The sequence below is a fragment of the Clostridium hydrogenum genome (assembly GCF_021432385.1).
Taxonomy (GTDB): Bacteria; Bacillota; Clostridia; order Clostridiales; family Clostridiaceae; genus Clostridium_S; species Clostridium_S hydrogenum.
Window position 1 is genome coordinate 202526 of sequence record NZ_JAEACT010000005.1, and the last position, 14975, is coordinate 217500.

General features: G+C 29.0%; 13 protein-coding genes. 5 read left to right on the forward strand and 8 right to left on the reverse strand.

What is annotated here, in order from left to right; all coding sequences use genetic code 11:
• Positions 1-9: 9 nt before the first annotated feature.
• Positions 10-510, forward strand: coding sequence for an NUDIX domain-containing protein (locus CUEA01_RS24445; RefSeq protein WP_234125067.1), 501 nt, complete (start codon positions 10-12; stop codon positions 508-510).
• 532 nt (positions 511-1042) lie between these two features.
• Here CUEA01_RS24445 and CUEA01_RS24450 read toward each other — a convergent pair.
• From CUEA01_RS24450 to CUEA01_RS24475, 6 genes are all read right to left on the reverse strand, one after another.
• The gene (locus tag CUEA01_RS24450; protein ID WP_234125068.1) at positions 1043-2305 is read right to left on the reverse strand and encodes a hypothetical protein; all 1263 of its coding nucleotides are present in this window, start codon (positions 2303-2305) and stop codon (positions 1043-1045) included.
• Entirely contained in the window at positions 2295-3419 is a 1125-nt protein-coding gene (locus tag CUEA01_RS24455) for a DUF58 domain-containing protein (RefSeq protein WP_234125070.1), read from the reverse strand. The genes CUEA01_RS24450 and CUEA01_RS24455 overlap by 11 nt, the downstream gene beginning before the upstream one ends.
• A 1-nt stretch (position 3420) precedes the next feature.
• Positions 3421-4380, reverse strand: coding sequence for an AAA family ATPase (locus tag CUEA01_RS24460; RefSeq protein ID WP_234125072.1), 960 nt, complete (start codon positions 4378-4380; stop codon positions 3421-3423).
• A 617-nt stretch (positions 4381-4997) separates the two neighbouring features.
• The gene (locus CUEA01_RS24465) at positions 4998-5570 is read right to left on the reverse strand and encodes a nitroreductase family protein (protein WP_234125074.1); all 573 of its coding nucleotides are present in this window, start codon (positions 5568-5570) and stop codon (positions 4998-5000) included.
• 46 nt (positions 5571-5616) lie between these two features.
• The gene (locus CUEA01_RS24470) at positions 5617-6801 is read right to left on the reverse strand and encodes an ABC transporter permease subunit (protein ID WP_234125076.1); all 1185 of its coding nucleotides are present in this window, start codon (positions 6799-6801) and stop codon (positions 5617-5619) included.
• Complete coding sequence (locus tag CUEA01_RS24475; protein WP_234125078.1) at positions 6801-7745, reverse strand: ABC transporter ATP-binding protein; 945 nt, start codon at positions 7743-7745, stop codon at positions 6801-6803. Before CUEA01_RS24475 ends, CUEA01_RS24470 begins: the two co-directional genes overlap by 1 nt.
• Before the next feature lie 433 nt (positions 7746-8178).
• Here CUEA01_RS24475 and CUEA01_RS24480 point away from each other — a divergent pair, with 433 nt between their 5' ends.
• The 3 genes from CUEA01_RS24480 (at position 8179) to CUEA01_RS24490 (ending at position 10848) form a co-directional block, all read left to right on the forward strand.
• Complete coding sequence (locus CUEA01_RS24480; protein WP_234125080.1) at positions 8179-8868, forward strand: beta/alpha barrel domain-containing protein; 690 nt, start codon at positions 8179-8181, stop codon at positions 8866-8868.
• 280 nt (positions 8869-9148) lie between these two features.
• Positions 9149-9307, forward strand: coding sequence for a hypothetical protein (locus CUEA01_RS24485; RefSeq protein WP_234125082.1), 159 nt, complete (start codon positions 9149-9151; stop codon positions 9305-9307).
• A 29-nt stretch (positions 9308-9336) separates the two neighbouring features.
• Complete coding sequence (locus CUEA01_RS24490; RefSeq protein WP_234125089.1) at positions 9337-10848, forward strand: carboxypeptidase M32; 1512 nt, start codon at positions 9337-9339, stop codon at positions 10846-10848.
• 882 nt (positions 10849-11730) lie between these two features.
• On the opposite strand, the gene CUEA01_RS24495 is transcribed toward CUEA01_RS24490, so the two are convergent.
• A complete protein-coding gene (locus CUEA01_RS24495; RefSeq protein ID WP_234125091.1) occupies positions 11731-12390 on the reverse strand; it encodes a DUF4230 domain-containing protein in 660 nt (219 codons plus the stop codon).
• A gap of 41 nt (positions 12391-12431) precedes the next feature.
• Positions 12432-13607 carry a class I SAM-dependent methyltransferase gene (locus tag CUEA01_RS24500; RefSeq protein ID WP_234125093.1) on the reverse strand — a complete coding sequence of 392 codons (1176 nt, stop codon included), beginning with the start codon at positions 13605-13607 and terminating at the stop codon, positions 12432-12434.
• A 253-nt stretch (positions 13608-13860) separates the two neighbouring features.
• Between CUEA01_RS24500 and CUEA01_RS24505 the strand changes: the two genes are divergently transcribed.
• A complete protein-coding gene (locus tag CUEA01_RS24505; protein ID WP_234125095.1) occupies positions 13861-14802 on the forward strand; it encodes a GNAT family N-acetyltransferase in 942 nt (313 codons plus the stop codon).
• Positions 14803-14975: the final 173 nt, after the last annotated feature.

The window sequence follows — 14975 nt, forward strand, 5'->3', positions numbered from 1 at the left end:
AGGTTAAGTATGAAGTACAAGTATTGTCCCATATGTGGGAAGAAGTTAGAAGAAAAGTATAGCTGGGATGAAGGAGGCGTTCCTTATTGTAGTACTGATGATATTATGTTTTTTGACACTCCTAAGCCTTGTATAATTGCAGCTGTTATAAGGGAAAATAAAATTTTGTTATTGAAGCAGGACTATACTTTTAAGGATTCTAAGGTACTTGTTTCAGGATATGTAGCTAATAATGAAACTGTAGAAGATACTGTGCTTAGAGAAATTAAAGAAGAAACAGGTATTATAGCAAAAGAGCCTAAATATCTTGGAAGTCATTATCTTGCGTCTAAAGAAATAATTATGCTCACTTTTATGGTGAAGTATGTTAGTGGGGAAATAGTAAAATCTAGTGAAGTTGATGGGGCAAGTTGGGAAAATATTGATGATGCTTTATCTAATATGAAGGAAGACAAAATAGGCAGTGAAGTAGTTAAAAAAGTGATTAAAGAAATAACACTTAAAAAATAGAGTAAAGAGTAGAGAGTAGAGTGAATGATGATTTACCTTCCTTTACGTCAGGTAAATCTTGAACTTAACTGTTGTCAGCGAAGCTGACAACAGTAATGACGCGATTGCGTAAGCAATCAAAGCTTAAAAAAATTTTTTTCCTAGCATCATTTTTCTACGCCTACCAAGGGTTATTTGATTAATTTACTACATCTTTGGTCTCCAATGTTTAAATAAGTTAATCAAGTAATATATCAATTAGAATCTTTTAACATATTACTTGGTAAAAAATCAAGGTTTCTGCACTAGCCCAAAATTCCGTAGGCACGGAGGAATTTTCACCTTAAACCACTGTAATTGCGAAGTAAGAGCGTTTTGGAACGATTTAAATAATATCTTATAAATCTTAGAGGAATATTCCCAAAAGGCTTAGAACTTTCAATCTGTTTGAACGTTAGTGAGTTATTGAAAGTTCTTAGGATTTTGAGAATATTCCTCTTAGATTTATTGATGTTATTTAATGTTCCAGAATGCTCTTACTTTGCAAAATTAACTATTTGATTTTTGATATATCATCAGGTGTTGGCTCAAATGAACTATATCTTGCTTTTCTATATATGTCACCGCAGTTTTTTATGTTATCTTTTGTAAGTTCAGAAATTTCATTTTCAAGTTCGTTTGTTGTAGAGGAATCTTGTATTTTTAAGCCTTTCTTCGCATATGATTTAATTAATTTTTTATATTTCCTTCTTAGTTTTTCTTTATTTGATAAATTGAAGTTAAATTTATGTCTTATACTAATCAAATCTTTTTTTAAATCTTCTTCTAAAAATACAGTTTCTGTATCAGTATTTGTTTGTGTTACCATTTTAGCTTTAAGGTCAAGGAGTCTTTTAAAAAGTAGATATAGAAAAAAGAATAAAATTATAGTAACTAATATAATTAGTATTAAGCTAGTATGTGAAGAAGAAAAATTATTGGTGCTTTTGATGCTGATATCACTGCCATTTGGATGAAACATTTTATAGAGTGAATTGCGCTGCATGTCAAATTGTTTGGTAGTTGTATTATAAGGGTTTGCAGAAACAAATAATGAAACAATTTGCTTTACTATATTAGAATTAATAAGGTGATTTATGCCATTGGTTAATAAAAGTATAAATGAAATAACAGCTAAAAATATAAATAATAGTGGTAATAAAATTTTTCTTGAACCAGCAGTTAGTTTTTTTATGTTATTGAAGGTGTAGCCTTTCTCAGCATTAATTAAAACAGCAGAGCGGCTACTACTTAAATAAAATAAGAATAGTAATGCAAAAATTATGGATGATAGTATATTTAAAAATATTACATAAGAGCTATTGATTGTGTACGCAAAAACTAAATTTATACCTAGAACTAATTCGCCAAAGAAAAAGAAAGGAAGACTATAAAACTTATAGTTTGGTTTAAAAGTTTTTCTTAGAGATTTTAACAATTCTAATGTTAAATAAATGCCTATAACCCATTTGCTAGATTCTTGGAGTGGTATGGTAAAGAAGGATAATCCCAAAACTAAGCTTAAAAAAAAGATCAGTTTTTTTCTTTTTAGTTTTATCCTAATTAGGTTTATGGCTGCCAAATATATTATTGTAAGTATACTAGTTAATAGGAATGAAACACCGTTTTTGGATGTTGGGTACAGGATGTATGAAATTACAGGATAAAAAATTAAAAAATTCATTATAACTTCTAATATTTCAAAAATTAATTTTTTTGGAGAATTACAAAAAGGTGATATATCAGAAACTTTATAGTAATCAATATTATCTTCCAAGAGCATTCACCTCCCAAATATAAGTTTTAATTTCTGGGTTCAAATCTACAGTTTCAGATTCCGATTTAACAAGTATTAAGTTAATAGATAGTTTGTTTCTCTTTAGAGCTAATAATTCATCTATAAGTTTTTTACTGTAATCGTGAGTTATTACTATGCATAAGGAGTTATCCTTTTTTGCAAGTTTAAGATTTTTAATCATCTCAAGGAAATCTAGTTTTTGATTGCTTAAATTTATGCATGCAAGATTTCTATAGATCAAATTAAGTTGAGCTTTTCCGCTTTGAATAGGTACATTAATAGGACTTTGAGTTAATTCATTTATTGCATTTGAAAATATAGAAATAGGAACATTATTTTCAATACATTTTGCCGACATAGATGCTACTATACGTATGGATTCTTCAATTTTATCTTCTGAGTCCCAAGAAGTATATTTTTGAGTATCTAGCAATAAAATAACTTCTCTTGAAGATGATGAATTAAACTCATTTACTTTCAAATCTCCAGTTCTTGCAGAAGCTAACCAGTTAACGGTTTTTAGCGAGTCATAAGGTGTATAATCTCTTATGCCCTTCAACATAAAAGGATCGTCTAGCAAATATTTCTTTGTCTCAAGTTCACCTATAATATTGCTAAATTTAAGGTTAAATTCCCTGCCATTTAAAAGTTTAGGGTAAACAAATAAATCTTTTGAATAATCCATATGAAGTAAATATTTATAAATTACAAAAATATCGCCTACAGTTAATGTAGCATTATTTATAGTGTAGTAACCTCTCTTTAATGCTGTTAACTTTATTTTTCTCTTCAACTTTTCATATGGAAGAATAGAATATATATCTTTTTTATAATATTTATCATCCAAAGAAGAAGCTTCAGAATTATCAAATTTTAGATTCTTTGAAACTAGAAATTGTACTTCAAGCCATAGAATTGGAAGAAATTTTTTGTTTGATATTGTTTCACTTAAAATAAGAGTATCACCTTCAAATACTTCATTTCTACTTAGATTAATTTCAAAGTTTAAATCCTTAAAGCAATACTTTGTATAAATATTAATTTCACAAAGTATAACAATAAAAGTTAAAACTAAAATCCATAGTACTTCCATGCTATCGTTGACTCCAATCTTCTGTTGGAACCTTGATTTTATTAACTATATCTTCAATAATAGAAAAAGCGGAGATACCTCTTATGCTTAAAGTGTCTTTTAATATAATTCTGTGATTTAAAACATATGGACATAAATATTTTACATCTTCAGGTATAACATAATTTCTTCCTTTTATAGCGGCATAAGCCTGTGATGACTTTAAAAGTGCAAGCGCTCCTCTTGGACTTATACCCATTGTGATAGAGTCATTGTTTCTTGTCTCTTCAACAATATTAAGTATATATTCCTGTATTTCATCATGGACAAATACATTTTTATATTCTCTTTTTGCATTGAGTATATCGTCAATTGAACATGTAGATTTAATAGTTTCAAATGGATTATCTAAAATAAATCTTTTAAATATTTTCTTACTTTCTTCTAAGGTCGGATATCCCATGCTTATTTTCATAAGAAATCTATCAAGTTGTGCTTCTGGAAGGGGAAAGGTTCCTTGATTTTCTATTGGATTTTCAGTAGCAATTACAAAGAATGGCTGAGAAAGTTCATAGGTATGTCCATCAATTGAAAGCTGATATTCTTCCATTGATTCAAGTAAGCTTGACTGTGTTCTTGGAGTGGCTCTATTTATTTCATCAGCAAGAAGAATATTTGTAAAAATAGGTCCTTTTCTAAAAGTAAAATCTTGATTTTTTTGATTATAATAATTTATACCTGTAAGGTCCGATGGAAGTAAATCTGGTGTGAACTGTACCCTTTTAAAATCAACATCAATGGATTTTGCCAGGGACTTAGCAAGTACAGTTTTGCCAGTTCCAGGGACATCTTCTAAAAGCACATGGCCTCCAACGATTATTGAAGTAATCATCAAATCGATTACACTTGACTTACCAATAATGACCTTTTGAATATTTTCCCTTATGTTTTTGGCTAATTTCATTACATAATTTTCACTCATTTAAAACACATCTCCCATAATTATTTATGTATATAATTAGAGTATAGTACCATGAAGGTAATAGCAAAAGTAGCTAGCATTATGTTTGTTGTTATGTATTAAAATTTTTGAAGAATTTATAATAGTTTATAATTGACAATTGATGGGGAAGGGGTAATGATAATTTTTATTGTAGATGGAGCTGGGAGCTGGTACATTAAAAAATGCTTAATTGTAATATAAAATTATTGAGAAGTAAATCAAGTGAAGGGTTTTAACTTCGCCCTGCTCATTAAAAGACTAACTTTTTCACTTACATGAAAAGTGAAGGGTTTAACGATGCTACGCACGTTTAAGGTGAACTTTTCGGCTAAAGCCGAAAGTTAAGGTTATTTTTCCTCCGCCTTGCTACGGAAAAATTATAAATTTAAATTGAAGATTTTCCATAGCAAAGCGGAGGAAAATCATCCTTTGCTTTTCACATAAGTGAAAAAGTTCACCTTTTAACGAGCAGAGCAAGTTAAAAACCTTCACTATTAGCTTTTTCGCCTTCTTTTTAGGCGAAAAAATTTAACTATTAATTTGCAATATTTAAAGTTTGTATACAAAAATGATTTTTTTATGCAGTGGTACTGCCTTTAAAGGTCTAATATTATATCTTCTAATTTTCTCTTAGGTACATGATGAACATTATTTTCATCTCTCCAATATTTAATGCTTCCGTTATCCTTTAATTCTTCTAAAACAACGGTTTCTTTTGGCTTACCTAATGCAATAACTAATAAGATTTCATAGTTATCAGGAATATTAAGTTTATTTTTTAAGTCATCTTTATTTATTGCGCCAAGTATGCAGCCACCTAAGCCTTTTTCAGTAGCACCCAAAAGTATGCTTTGACTGGCAATACCATGATTGCACATAAAGTTTTTGCTTATATCTTTATCTCCAAGAATAATTATATATGCGGAAGGCCTTTCACCTTCTTCTGGTCCATTCCAATCAGTTAAATATCCAGCCCATTTTAAATCCTGAAAAATAACTTCATTTTTTTCTGGCTTATTTGAGATAATATATTTTAAAGGTTGTAGATTGGCACCTGATGGTGATAGTCTAGCGAGGTTAATTAATTCTTCTAAAGTGCTTTTATCAATCTTTACTTCTTGATAAAACCTTCTGTAGGATCTGTTTTTTGTTATGAGATCTTTTAGCATAATGTAAATCCCTCCATTAATTAATTTGTAGAGCAGAGCTTCTACATCACATGTTCATATCTTTTTTCTCAAAAGTAAAATATGATATGGCATAGCAAACAGCACTAAATATTATCATAAATATTACAGCAAACAATGGTGTTGAAAATTTTACGTTCGTAGATAGGGGAAGCGAGCTATCTAGTGTAGTTGAAATTGAGCCGTATGTTGTAAAGAAAAATGGTGAAATTTTTGCCAAATACGATATTGATGATAATATATTAATAACAATAGTAAGAAGTATGCTCAAAGTCATTGATAATGAACTGCTCCTTAATACGGTTGATAAAAGTATGAAGAAAGAACAGCAAGTTACAATATATATAATTTGAAATAAGAACATTTCTACAACAAATTTCCAGGTTGCAATAATATACGAGCTTCCTAGCACAGGAATTAGCGAACTTCCATCTTGAGTTAGGTTAGCAATACCCGATGTATATTTTGTCCCAACTACAACGGGATACATAGGGTTATCAAAGCCGTAAATTATACCCATGATTAAATAAAACAGTAATTCGATAACAATAATTATTATAATTGAGGAAGCAACTATTGAAATAAATTTTGAAAGCAATATTTTTCCGCGTTTTGCTGGTCTTGTAAGAAGCATTTTCATAGTTGGTGGAGTGTATTCACCAGAAACTATATCTGCTGAAAGTATTGCTAGAACTATAGGAATAAATAATGGTCCAATAAGTTTAAATAAAGATGTAAGGAAATTAAATGCTGAAAAATCTCCATTATTTTGAGGTTTTATATTGTGATTTACTAAATATTGTAGAAGTATAATTTGCTTATTATAGGTTTCTTTTGCACTATCAGCTGACATATCTGTGGCAGAGTTTTTTTCATCTCTTAAACTATCTATAGAATTTTTTAGATTGGTTTTCCAATTTCCACTAGTTGCTTTTTTATTAAGCTTTAGCTGTTGAATTTGAGAATTTAACTGGTCAATTGCCTGTTCTAATTGTTGTTGCTTTGTAGTATCAGAAGTTGAATTTTTTTGATTTTCAAGTTGAGTTTTTTCTTTAGTGTATAAAGATATTTGAGCATCAGGGGTAGCCAATTTTTGAATTTTTGAATATGCAAAAGAAAAAATGCCACATAACAGTGCAAATATTATTATGCAAATTAAGTATTTTTTTCTAGAATTTAATTTTATGATTTCGTTTTTTATTAGATTTAGCATTACTTATTCACTTCCTTTACAAGTTCCATATATCTATCTTCAAGCTGCTGGTGCTTTTTGTATATTTCTTCTATACGGATGTTTTGTTTTGATAAATCTAGTATTATGTCTGGTATTGAACCTGCATTTGCGCTAATTAAAATATTTGATATATTGTTATTTTCATTTTGCAGCTTAAAACTTTCTATGTGAGAGATATTTTTTAAGGCGTCTAGGCACTTTTCTTTTTCTCTTGTTACAAGAATTAATGTTTCAAAAGCTTGATGATTTAATTCAGTAACTTCCTCCTGATTTAATTTCTCGATTGATTGTATAACACCGCTTTTTATAAAGGCAACTGTATCACAAAGCTGCTGAATTTCTGAAAGTATATGAGAGGATACGAATACTGCGGTACCAGTCTCCTTTGCAGTTTTCTTAATTAAATTTCTAAGATCAATTATCCCAGATGGGTCAAGACCGTTTGTCGGCTCATCAAGTATTAGTAATTTTGGTTTGCTAAGTAAAGAAGAAGCAAGACCTAAACGTTGTTTCATACCGAGAGAGTATTTTTTTACCTTATCATCAAGTCTTCCATTTAAGCCTACTAAGTTTCCTATATTGTCTATATCAGCCTTTGTTATATTTTTATAGAATCTAGCTATTTGTTCTAAATTTTGTCTTCCAGTAAGATAGAGGTATAATTCTGGGCTTTCAACGACGGCCCCAACATTTGAGAGAGCAGCTTCACGTTCTAGCTGTATATCATGACCGTTTATTTTTATAGAGCCTTTATTTGGTGATATAAGCCCTACTATCATTTTAATAGTGGTAGTCTTACCAGCGCCATTTGGACCAAGAAAACCGAAAATTTCTCCTTCTTTTACTGAAAAGCTTATGCCTTTAATTATTTCTCTACTGCCAAATTTTTTATAGACAGATTGTACTTCAAGGATATCTGACATAAGTGATACCTCCTTATAATATTTAATTTGGAATAAACAGGTTAATAATGAGTATAATTAAAAGTAAATACATATTTATACACAATAAATAGTAGCTATTAATAATTAAAATGTCAATTAAGCATGCTTTGATTAAAAATGGTGATATGTGATATAGTATATAGTAATAATAGTAAAGTAATAAATAAAAATTTCAATATTTTAACAAAAAATTAATATATACAAGATTATGATGTATTGAAAATTATAGTAAAAATAACTATAATGGATTCACTGGCTGTGTAATTTTAATTATGGATATACCATTTTAACTATTAAAATTCATGTGCACCATAATGCCCAGAAGACGGCATTTTGGTAAAAATAAATTTTAAGTTTCAAGTGGTTTATCTTTAGTAAGTTGTTAATTGTTTGATGAGGGGTGTAGCAAGTTATGACAAATAAAAAGAATAAAAATGTTCCAGACATAAAAGGTACGCTTAGAAGTCATATGATTGAACTTCCACAGGTTATAAGAAATGCTACTGGTATAAGAGTTTTTGGAAAGAGATTGAAGTCTTTTGTCTTTTCAACAGATGTTGCGGTTATAAGAAATACTAATGCAGATGCTATAATTGCTGTATATCCATTTACTCCTCAACCTGTTATTACAGCTGCACTTGTTCTTGCAGCAGATGTGCCGGTTTTTTGTGGTGTTGGTGGAGGACTTACAATGGGCAAGAGGGTAGTAAATCTTGCACTTGATGCTGAGTTTAAGGGAGCAATGGGCGTAGTTGTTAATAGTCCAACATCTAATGAGGTAATTGGACTTATAAGAGAAACTATAGATATTCCAATAGTAGTTACTGTTGTTTCAGAATATGAAGATATTGAAGCTAGAATTAATTCTGGTGCTACGATACTTAATGTTTCAGGAGCTAAAAGAACGGCATATATAGTAAGAAAAATAAGGGAGAAATTCCCCGATGTTCCCATAATAGCAACAGGTGGACCTAATGATGATAGTATATTGGAAACTATAGAGGCTGGTGCTAATGCTATAACTTATACACCAGAAACTAATGCCGACATATTTAAAGATATGATGAAAAACTATAGAAAACGATATGAGGAAGAAAGCTGAAGCAATTTACAGTTTGTAATACAAATAAGGTTTTATTTTGTCAAAGAAACTTGGAATATAACGGAAATAAGATAATTGGGTTTGTTTAATTTAAATAAAACAAGCTTAATTATTTTTTATTTTATAGGAAGAGATACAAAATAGTCCTTAAAAATTAATATGTTTTATAGTTGAATTTTATTAATTATTATGTAAAAATTAAGATGTATTAAATAATTACTAAAATATGAATAAGTTTCTAAGCAAATTTATGAATATAAGATATTGAGGGATGATTTATATGATAATAGAAGGATCAAATTGCAAGTATTGCCCTGAATTTGATAAAAAGAGCTGTGATGGAAAAGCCGGAGATTGTATGTGTAAAAGGTGCCCAAGAAATTTAGGACAGTGCATTATAACGAAATATTGTAGGGAAACTGAATCTACAATATCTTAAATTTATGATTTCATGGAGGGATGAATAATATGAAGGAGCAAACTAAAAGTAAATTAAAAGAACTTAAAGAGTACATTAAGAAAATTGAGTATTTAGGAAATGCTGCGGCTATAATTTCATGGGATAGCATGGTTAATATGCCGCGAAAGGCTGTAGAACATAGAAGTGAAGTTCAAGCATATTTGTCAGGTGAATTTTACAAATTATCAACTTCAAACAAAGTAAAAGAATTTATAGATTACTTTGAGAATACTATGGATGAACTTGATGAAGTCTCAAAAGCAACTGTAAGAGAATTAAAAGATAACTATAATAGAACTAAAAAGATACCAGATAATGAATATGAACAATATACAAAAGAATGTTCAATTTCTTTGTCAGCATGGGAAGAAGCAAAAAATAATTCGGATTATGATATCTTCAAGCCTCATTTAAAAAAAGTTATAGATTTTAACAAGAAGTTTGTTCAGTATTGGGGTTATGAAGGAAATAAATATAATGCATTACTTAATAACTATGAACCGGGAATTACAACAGAAAAATTAGATAAACTTTTTGGTGAGATGAGGGACGGAATAATAAGTGTTCTTGATAAAATAAAAAAATCAGGATATGTACCTAAAATAGATTTTTTTACTAAGAAATTTACTAAAGCTGAACAAGAGGAATTTAGTAAGTTTGTATTGAAGAAGATGGAATATGATTATGAGGAAGCAGGAAGAATTGATGAATATATGCATCCGTTTACCACAAACTTTGGAAATAAGGATGTAAGAATAACGACCTTCTATTATGAAAATGACTTTAGAAGTGCTTTGTTTAGTTGTATTCATGAAGGCGGGCATGCTATATATGAACAAGATATACCAGACGAACTTGAAGGTACATTTCTTAATGGAGCACCTTCAATGGGATTACATGAATCTCAATCAAGGTTTTATGAAAATATAATTGGTAGGGGAAAAGCATTTTGGAAGTATTTTTATCCAGAAGCACAAAAGAGATTTCCTCAATTTGATGGAGTATCTTTTGAAGAATTTTATGATGCAATTAATTATGTTGAACCTTCACTTATAAGGACAGAAGCAGATGAGTTAACATATGGTTTGCATATAATAATAAGATATGAAATAGAAAGAATGCTCATAAACGATGAAGTTACTGTTGATGAATTGCCTAAAGTTTGGAATCAAAAATATAAGGAATATTTAGGCGTAGAGCCATCGAAAGATGCAGAGGGAGTCCTTCAGGATATGCATTGGTCTGATGGAAGTTTTGGATACTTCCCAAGCTATGCACTTGGCAACCTTTATGGAGCGCAGTTGCTAGCAAAAATGGAACAAGATATGCCTAATATGTATAATGAAATAGAAAAAGGTAATTTGCATTGTGTACATGAATGGCTTAAGGAAAATGTTCATAAATATGGAGCTATTTATAAGCCAGCAGATCTTATTAAAAAGGTTACAGGAGAAGAACTTACTGCAAAATATTTTATAGATTATTTAGATAAAAAGTTTGGCGAGATATACTATAAATAATAGTGAGTTTAATATTAGACCAATATTAGATTAATCGTAATTTAAAATTATTGCGAACCATTAAACCAAAGTACAGAGTACAAAGTATAAAGTACAAAGAAGGATGATTTTCTTCCGCTTTGCTACAGGAAATCTTATAACTTATTTTTGATTGCTTACGCAATCTCGTTATTACTGTTGTCAGCTAAGCTAACAACAGCTAAGTTTAAGATTTACCTGACGTAAGGAAAGGCAAATCATCCTTCTTTGTACTCTGTACTTTGTACTCTGCAAAAAGGTTCGCAATATTTAAATTTAGTGATTTAAGCCTATAAGTATAAAATTATATTAATTAACAAATAATAATATAATGGTATTTAATTGAAAAACTAAATTAAAACGTGGTATTAGTATAATGAGAGAGGTAAATGAAGATAATCACCCCAAAAGTTTAAAATTACTCAAAAATAAGAATTGTGAAAAAAAATAATTGATGTTATAATGTAAACGTAATCAGAGATAACGATTACAAATAGAGATACTAAGAATCAAGGGGTTTAAAGATAATATACTTTAATTGCTGATTTTTGTTTGTGGGTGACAAAAATTTGGCGAACGGGTTTAAAGTAACAAAATATGAGGAATGAATTGTATGTATGAGGTGGGGGTCTTGTATATATGATGTAATTCTATCATCAGTTTAAGTTGTATTTTCGGTAAACGTTTTCTAATGGAATAAGTACAACTTACAATTTTTAATTTATTTTAACTTATTTTTTAGGGTTTAGTTATGCGGATATTAACATAAATAAAAACTGCTGATACAGCAGTTTTTATTGTTTTAGGGATAAAATAAAACTGATAGGCAAAATTAGCCTATCAGTTTTATTTAAACATAGATATTTAAAAAAATTCAATGTTTACTAAATAGTTTGAGTTACCTGTATTTATAAGGGAATTTACAAGACTCTTTATTGATTTTTTAGAATTATCTAAAGCTTTATCAAAATATTCCTTTTCAAGCATTTTTTCATTCATTTTTTTCTTCACATTTTCAAGCATTGTTTCATGCTCTTGGGGTGTTAATTCAATGTCCCCAAATCTAAGAAGTCCTTTTTCTGTTGTTTCATATACTGTTTTACTGTCATCTATTTCAATAGTATCTACTTTAGGTTTTGCAATTTTTAAAGTTAATGAATTGTGATTTAAATCTAAGGATATATTTTTACTTTTTAAATTGCTTAAATCAACGACATAAGTGCCCTTTGCTGTAAATGATATATTTTGTAGCTTTTTAAATATGCTTAAGTTGCCCCAGCTATTGTCTATGGTTGCTTTTGCACTAATTTCAACCTCAGTAGTTATCAATTTTTGTTTCTGATCAATTTTTTTTATGAGAGCATCTTTCGTAATAAACTTTTTTGATGGCTGATCTGCATTTGCGACTATCCAAGGTTTATTGTTTGATTTGAATGTATCAAATAGTTTATATGAAATAAATGAACCTAAAATAATGCAGAATACAATAAGCAAAATAGTTCTCTTTCGTACAACTAATTTCATAAGTACTAATCACCTACCTTTATGTTAGTATGCTTAATTATTTATTGCCATCCGTTTTCTAAAAAATTATATAATGCAGGATAAACATTTAATTTGCCCATAAGATTCATATATGAGTCCATGGCTTCATCGTTGTAATCACTTGTTTTAATTGCATTAATAAGTAGATTCTTTGGCGTTTCAAGTGGCGAAATATATTCAGTTACAGATACATCATAACCTTTTGCTTCAAGCATAAGACTTCTCATGCCATCGGTTAGAGTATCAGCCAATCTTGCTTTAAATACGCCGTGTTTCGTTATGGAGTTAAATGGTTCGAATTTATATTGACTTAACATTTCCTTGTGACAGCAAGGGACAGCTATTATAGCTGAAGCATTAAGTTTTATACCAAGTGCTAGAGCCATATCTGTAGCAGTATCACATGCATGTAGTGAAATTACCATATCAACACTTGTAGTTGGATTATAATTTTTAATGTCTATAGCATGAAACTCCATATTCTTATAGCCTAGTTTTTTTGCAATTTCCTTGGAAGCATCTATTACACTAGGGGATATGTCGAGACCTATAAAGTGACATTTGATTTTTTTTACTTCTACTAAATAGTAATTAAGAGCAAAGGTTAAGTAAGATTTTCCACAACCACAATCAAGAATGGTTAAAGTCTTACCTTTTGAGATTTTATCAAGTGTTTTTTCGATAAGCTCAATAAAATGATCTATTTGACTATACTTCCTTATTTTGTCGTTTTTTACTTTACCATCTTTAGTTAGTATACCTATTGCCTCAAGAAGAGGGTTAGCTGGGCCAACTTTAATTAAATAATTTCTATTTAATAATGGTGAGGTAACAGTTTGAGAAGTTTTATTTTCATTTTGAATATCTGTTGTAGCTATAGTTTTCATAGTTGCATTTTTATTATCAGCTGTAATTAATATATTTGTTCCCCTTTCACTATAAGTAAAAGATAGAGAATCGTAATTTTCAGCGTCATTTAATATTTTTATAAAAAAGTCATCTATGTTTAAGGAATGTTTTGTGCCGTTAAAACTGTATAGTATTTTGTTGCTGTCATAAATGCCACTTCCAGAAAAACTCTTTAAACCAGAAGAGTATGTTATTGAAATATTATTAAAAATACTTACATTTTCCGAAAGCCTATTTTTTATTCCTAAAAAAAATAAGTTTAATTTGTTCAGAGATTTTTTATTCATTTTTTATAGTAACCACCTTTTTAGAGTATAGAATATTATTATATATACGAATATTAAATACGTATAAAATTATAGATATATTTTATCATAATATATTGTCATGTGATATAATCTAAAATGTATATTTATTGTAAACAGAAAATTTATGCGATGCTAAGAACTTGTTCAATCGTAATTATTAAAAATTGTACATTAAATAATCCTTGGTGAACATTACCTTTTGTTCCTTTATAAAGAATTGGGTGGCGAGAAGATGTTAAAAGGCAAGAACGTTAATATTGAAAAAGCAAATAGAATAGCTGGAGAATACATAATATCAGACAGAATAGGAATAACTATTGGTAGAATATTTATATTGGATTTTAGTAATGATAATAAATTTTGTTGCTTAAGGATAAAATTTTATAAGCAAGGCGAAAAAGTTTTTGAAATTATTAAAGAAGTCTTAAATTTATTCTTACAATATTTATTTAAGCAGAATGCTATGAATAAGGTAAGTGTTATAGTTGATGAAGAAATAAGCACAAGGCCTTTTACGGAAATTGGATTTACGCTAGAAGGAATATTAAACAAGAGTATAATTGAGAAAAATGTACATAAGGATGAATTAATATTTGGAATAGAATGTGAAACTTATAATAGTAATCAAAGAATAAATGTATTAAGACTCTATAGTAAAGATATAAACTTAAAAGTTTTAACGCCAGAAGATGCCAATGATATGCTTAAATACTATATTAAAAATAAAAAACATCTAGAACCATTTGAACCTGATAGAGAAGGAAGTTTTTATACATTTGAGGCTCAAAGGCAGATACTAATGGAAAATTATAAGCAGTTTTTAAATGGAGATGGTGCAAATTTTGGCATATATAAAGAAAATACGCTGATAGGTAAGGTACAAATATCAAGTATAATATATGGAGTATTTAAAAGTGCAATTGTAGGATATTCAATTGATGAAGATTATCAAGGAAGAGGATACATGAAACAGGCACTTTCATTAGTTGAGGAATATGCATTTAATGAAATGGAGTTACATAGAATAGAGGCATCTACATTGGTAGATAACATAAAATCGCAGGGTGTATTAATTGGATGCGGTTTTGAAAAGTTAGGATTAAATAAGGAATATCTTTTTATCAACGGAAAATGGAGAGATCATATAACATTTTATAAAATTAAAAAAAAATAATGAAAAAGTGTTGACAATATAATTCTAAAGTGATAAGATATAAAAGCTGTCAGATGACAGCACATTGAACTTTGAAAATTAAACAGAGATAGAATTAAGTAAACCAGCAATTCTTTTGAATAGAATTTATTCTATTTAATATATAAGCGAATGAGCTTAAGGATACAGCAGAA

Coding starts and splice junctions, on each gene's coding strand:
- CUEA01_RS24445 (WP_234125067.1), top strand. CDS start 10: ATGAAGTACAAGTATTGTCCCATATGTGGGAAGAAGTTAGAAGAAAAG.
- CUEA01_RS24455 (WP_234125070.1), bottom strand. CDS start 3,419: ATGGAAGTACTATGGATTTTAGTTTTAACTTTTATTGTTATACTTTGT.
- CUEA01_RS24460 (WP_234125072.1), bottom strand. CDS start 4,380: ATGAGTGAAAATTATGTAATGAAATTAGCCAAAAACATAAGGGAAAAT.
- CUEA01_RS24465 (WP_234125074.1), bottom strand. CDS start 5,570: ATGCTAAAAGATCTCATAACAAAAAACAGATCCTACAGAAGGTTTTAT.
- CUEA01_RS24470 (WP_234125076.1), bottom strand. CDS start 6,801: ATGCTAAATCTAATAAAAAACGAAATCATAAAATTAAATTCTAGAAAA.
- CUEA01_RS24475 (WP_234125078.1), bottom strand. CDS start 7,745: ATGTCAGATATCCTTGAAGTACAATCTGTCTATAAAAAATTTGGCAGT.
- CUEA01_RS24480 (WP_234125080.1), top strand. CDS start 8,179: ATGACAAATAAAAAGAATAAAAATGTTCCAGACATAAAAGGTACGCTT.
- CUEA01_RS24485 (WP_234125082.1), top strand. CDS start 9,149: ATGATAATAGAAGGATCAAATTGCAAGTATTGCCCTGAATTTGATAAA.
- CUEA01_RS24490 (WP_234125089.1), top strand. CDS start 9,337: ATGAAGGAGCAAACTAAAAGTAAATTAAAAGAACTTAAAGAGTACATT.
- CUEA01_RS24495 (WP_234125091.1), bottom strand. CDS start 12,390: ATGAAATTAGTTGTACGAAAGAGAACTATTTTGCTTATTGTATTCTGC.
- CUEA01_RS24500 (WP_234125093.1), bottom strand. CDS start 13,607: ATGAATAAAAAATCTCTGAACAAATTAAACTTATTTTTTTTAGGAATA.
- CUEA01_RS24505 (WP_234125095.1), top strand. CDS start 13,861: ATGTTAAAAGGCAAGAACGTTAATATTGAAAAAGCAAATAGAATAGCT.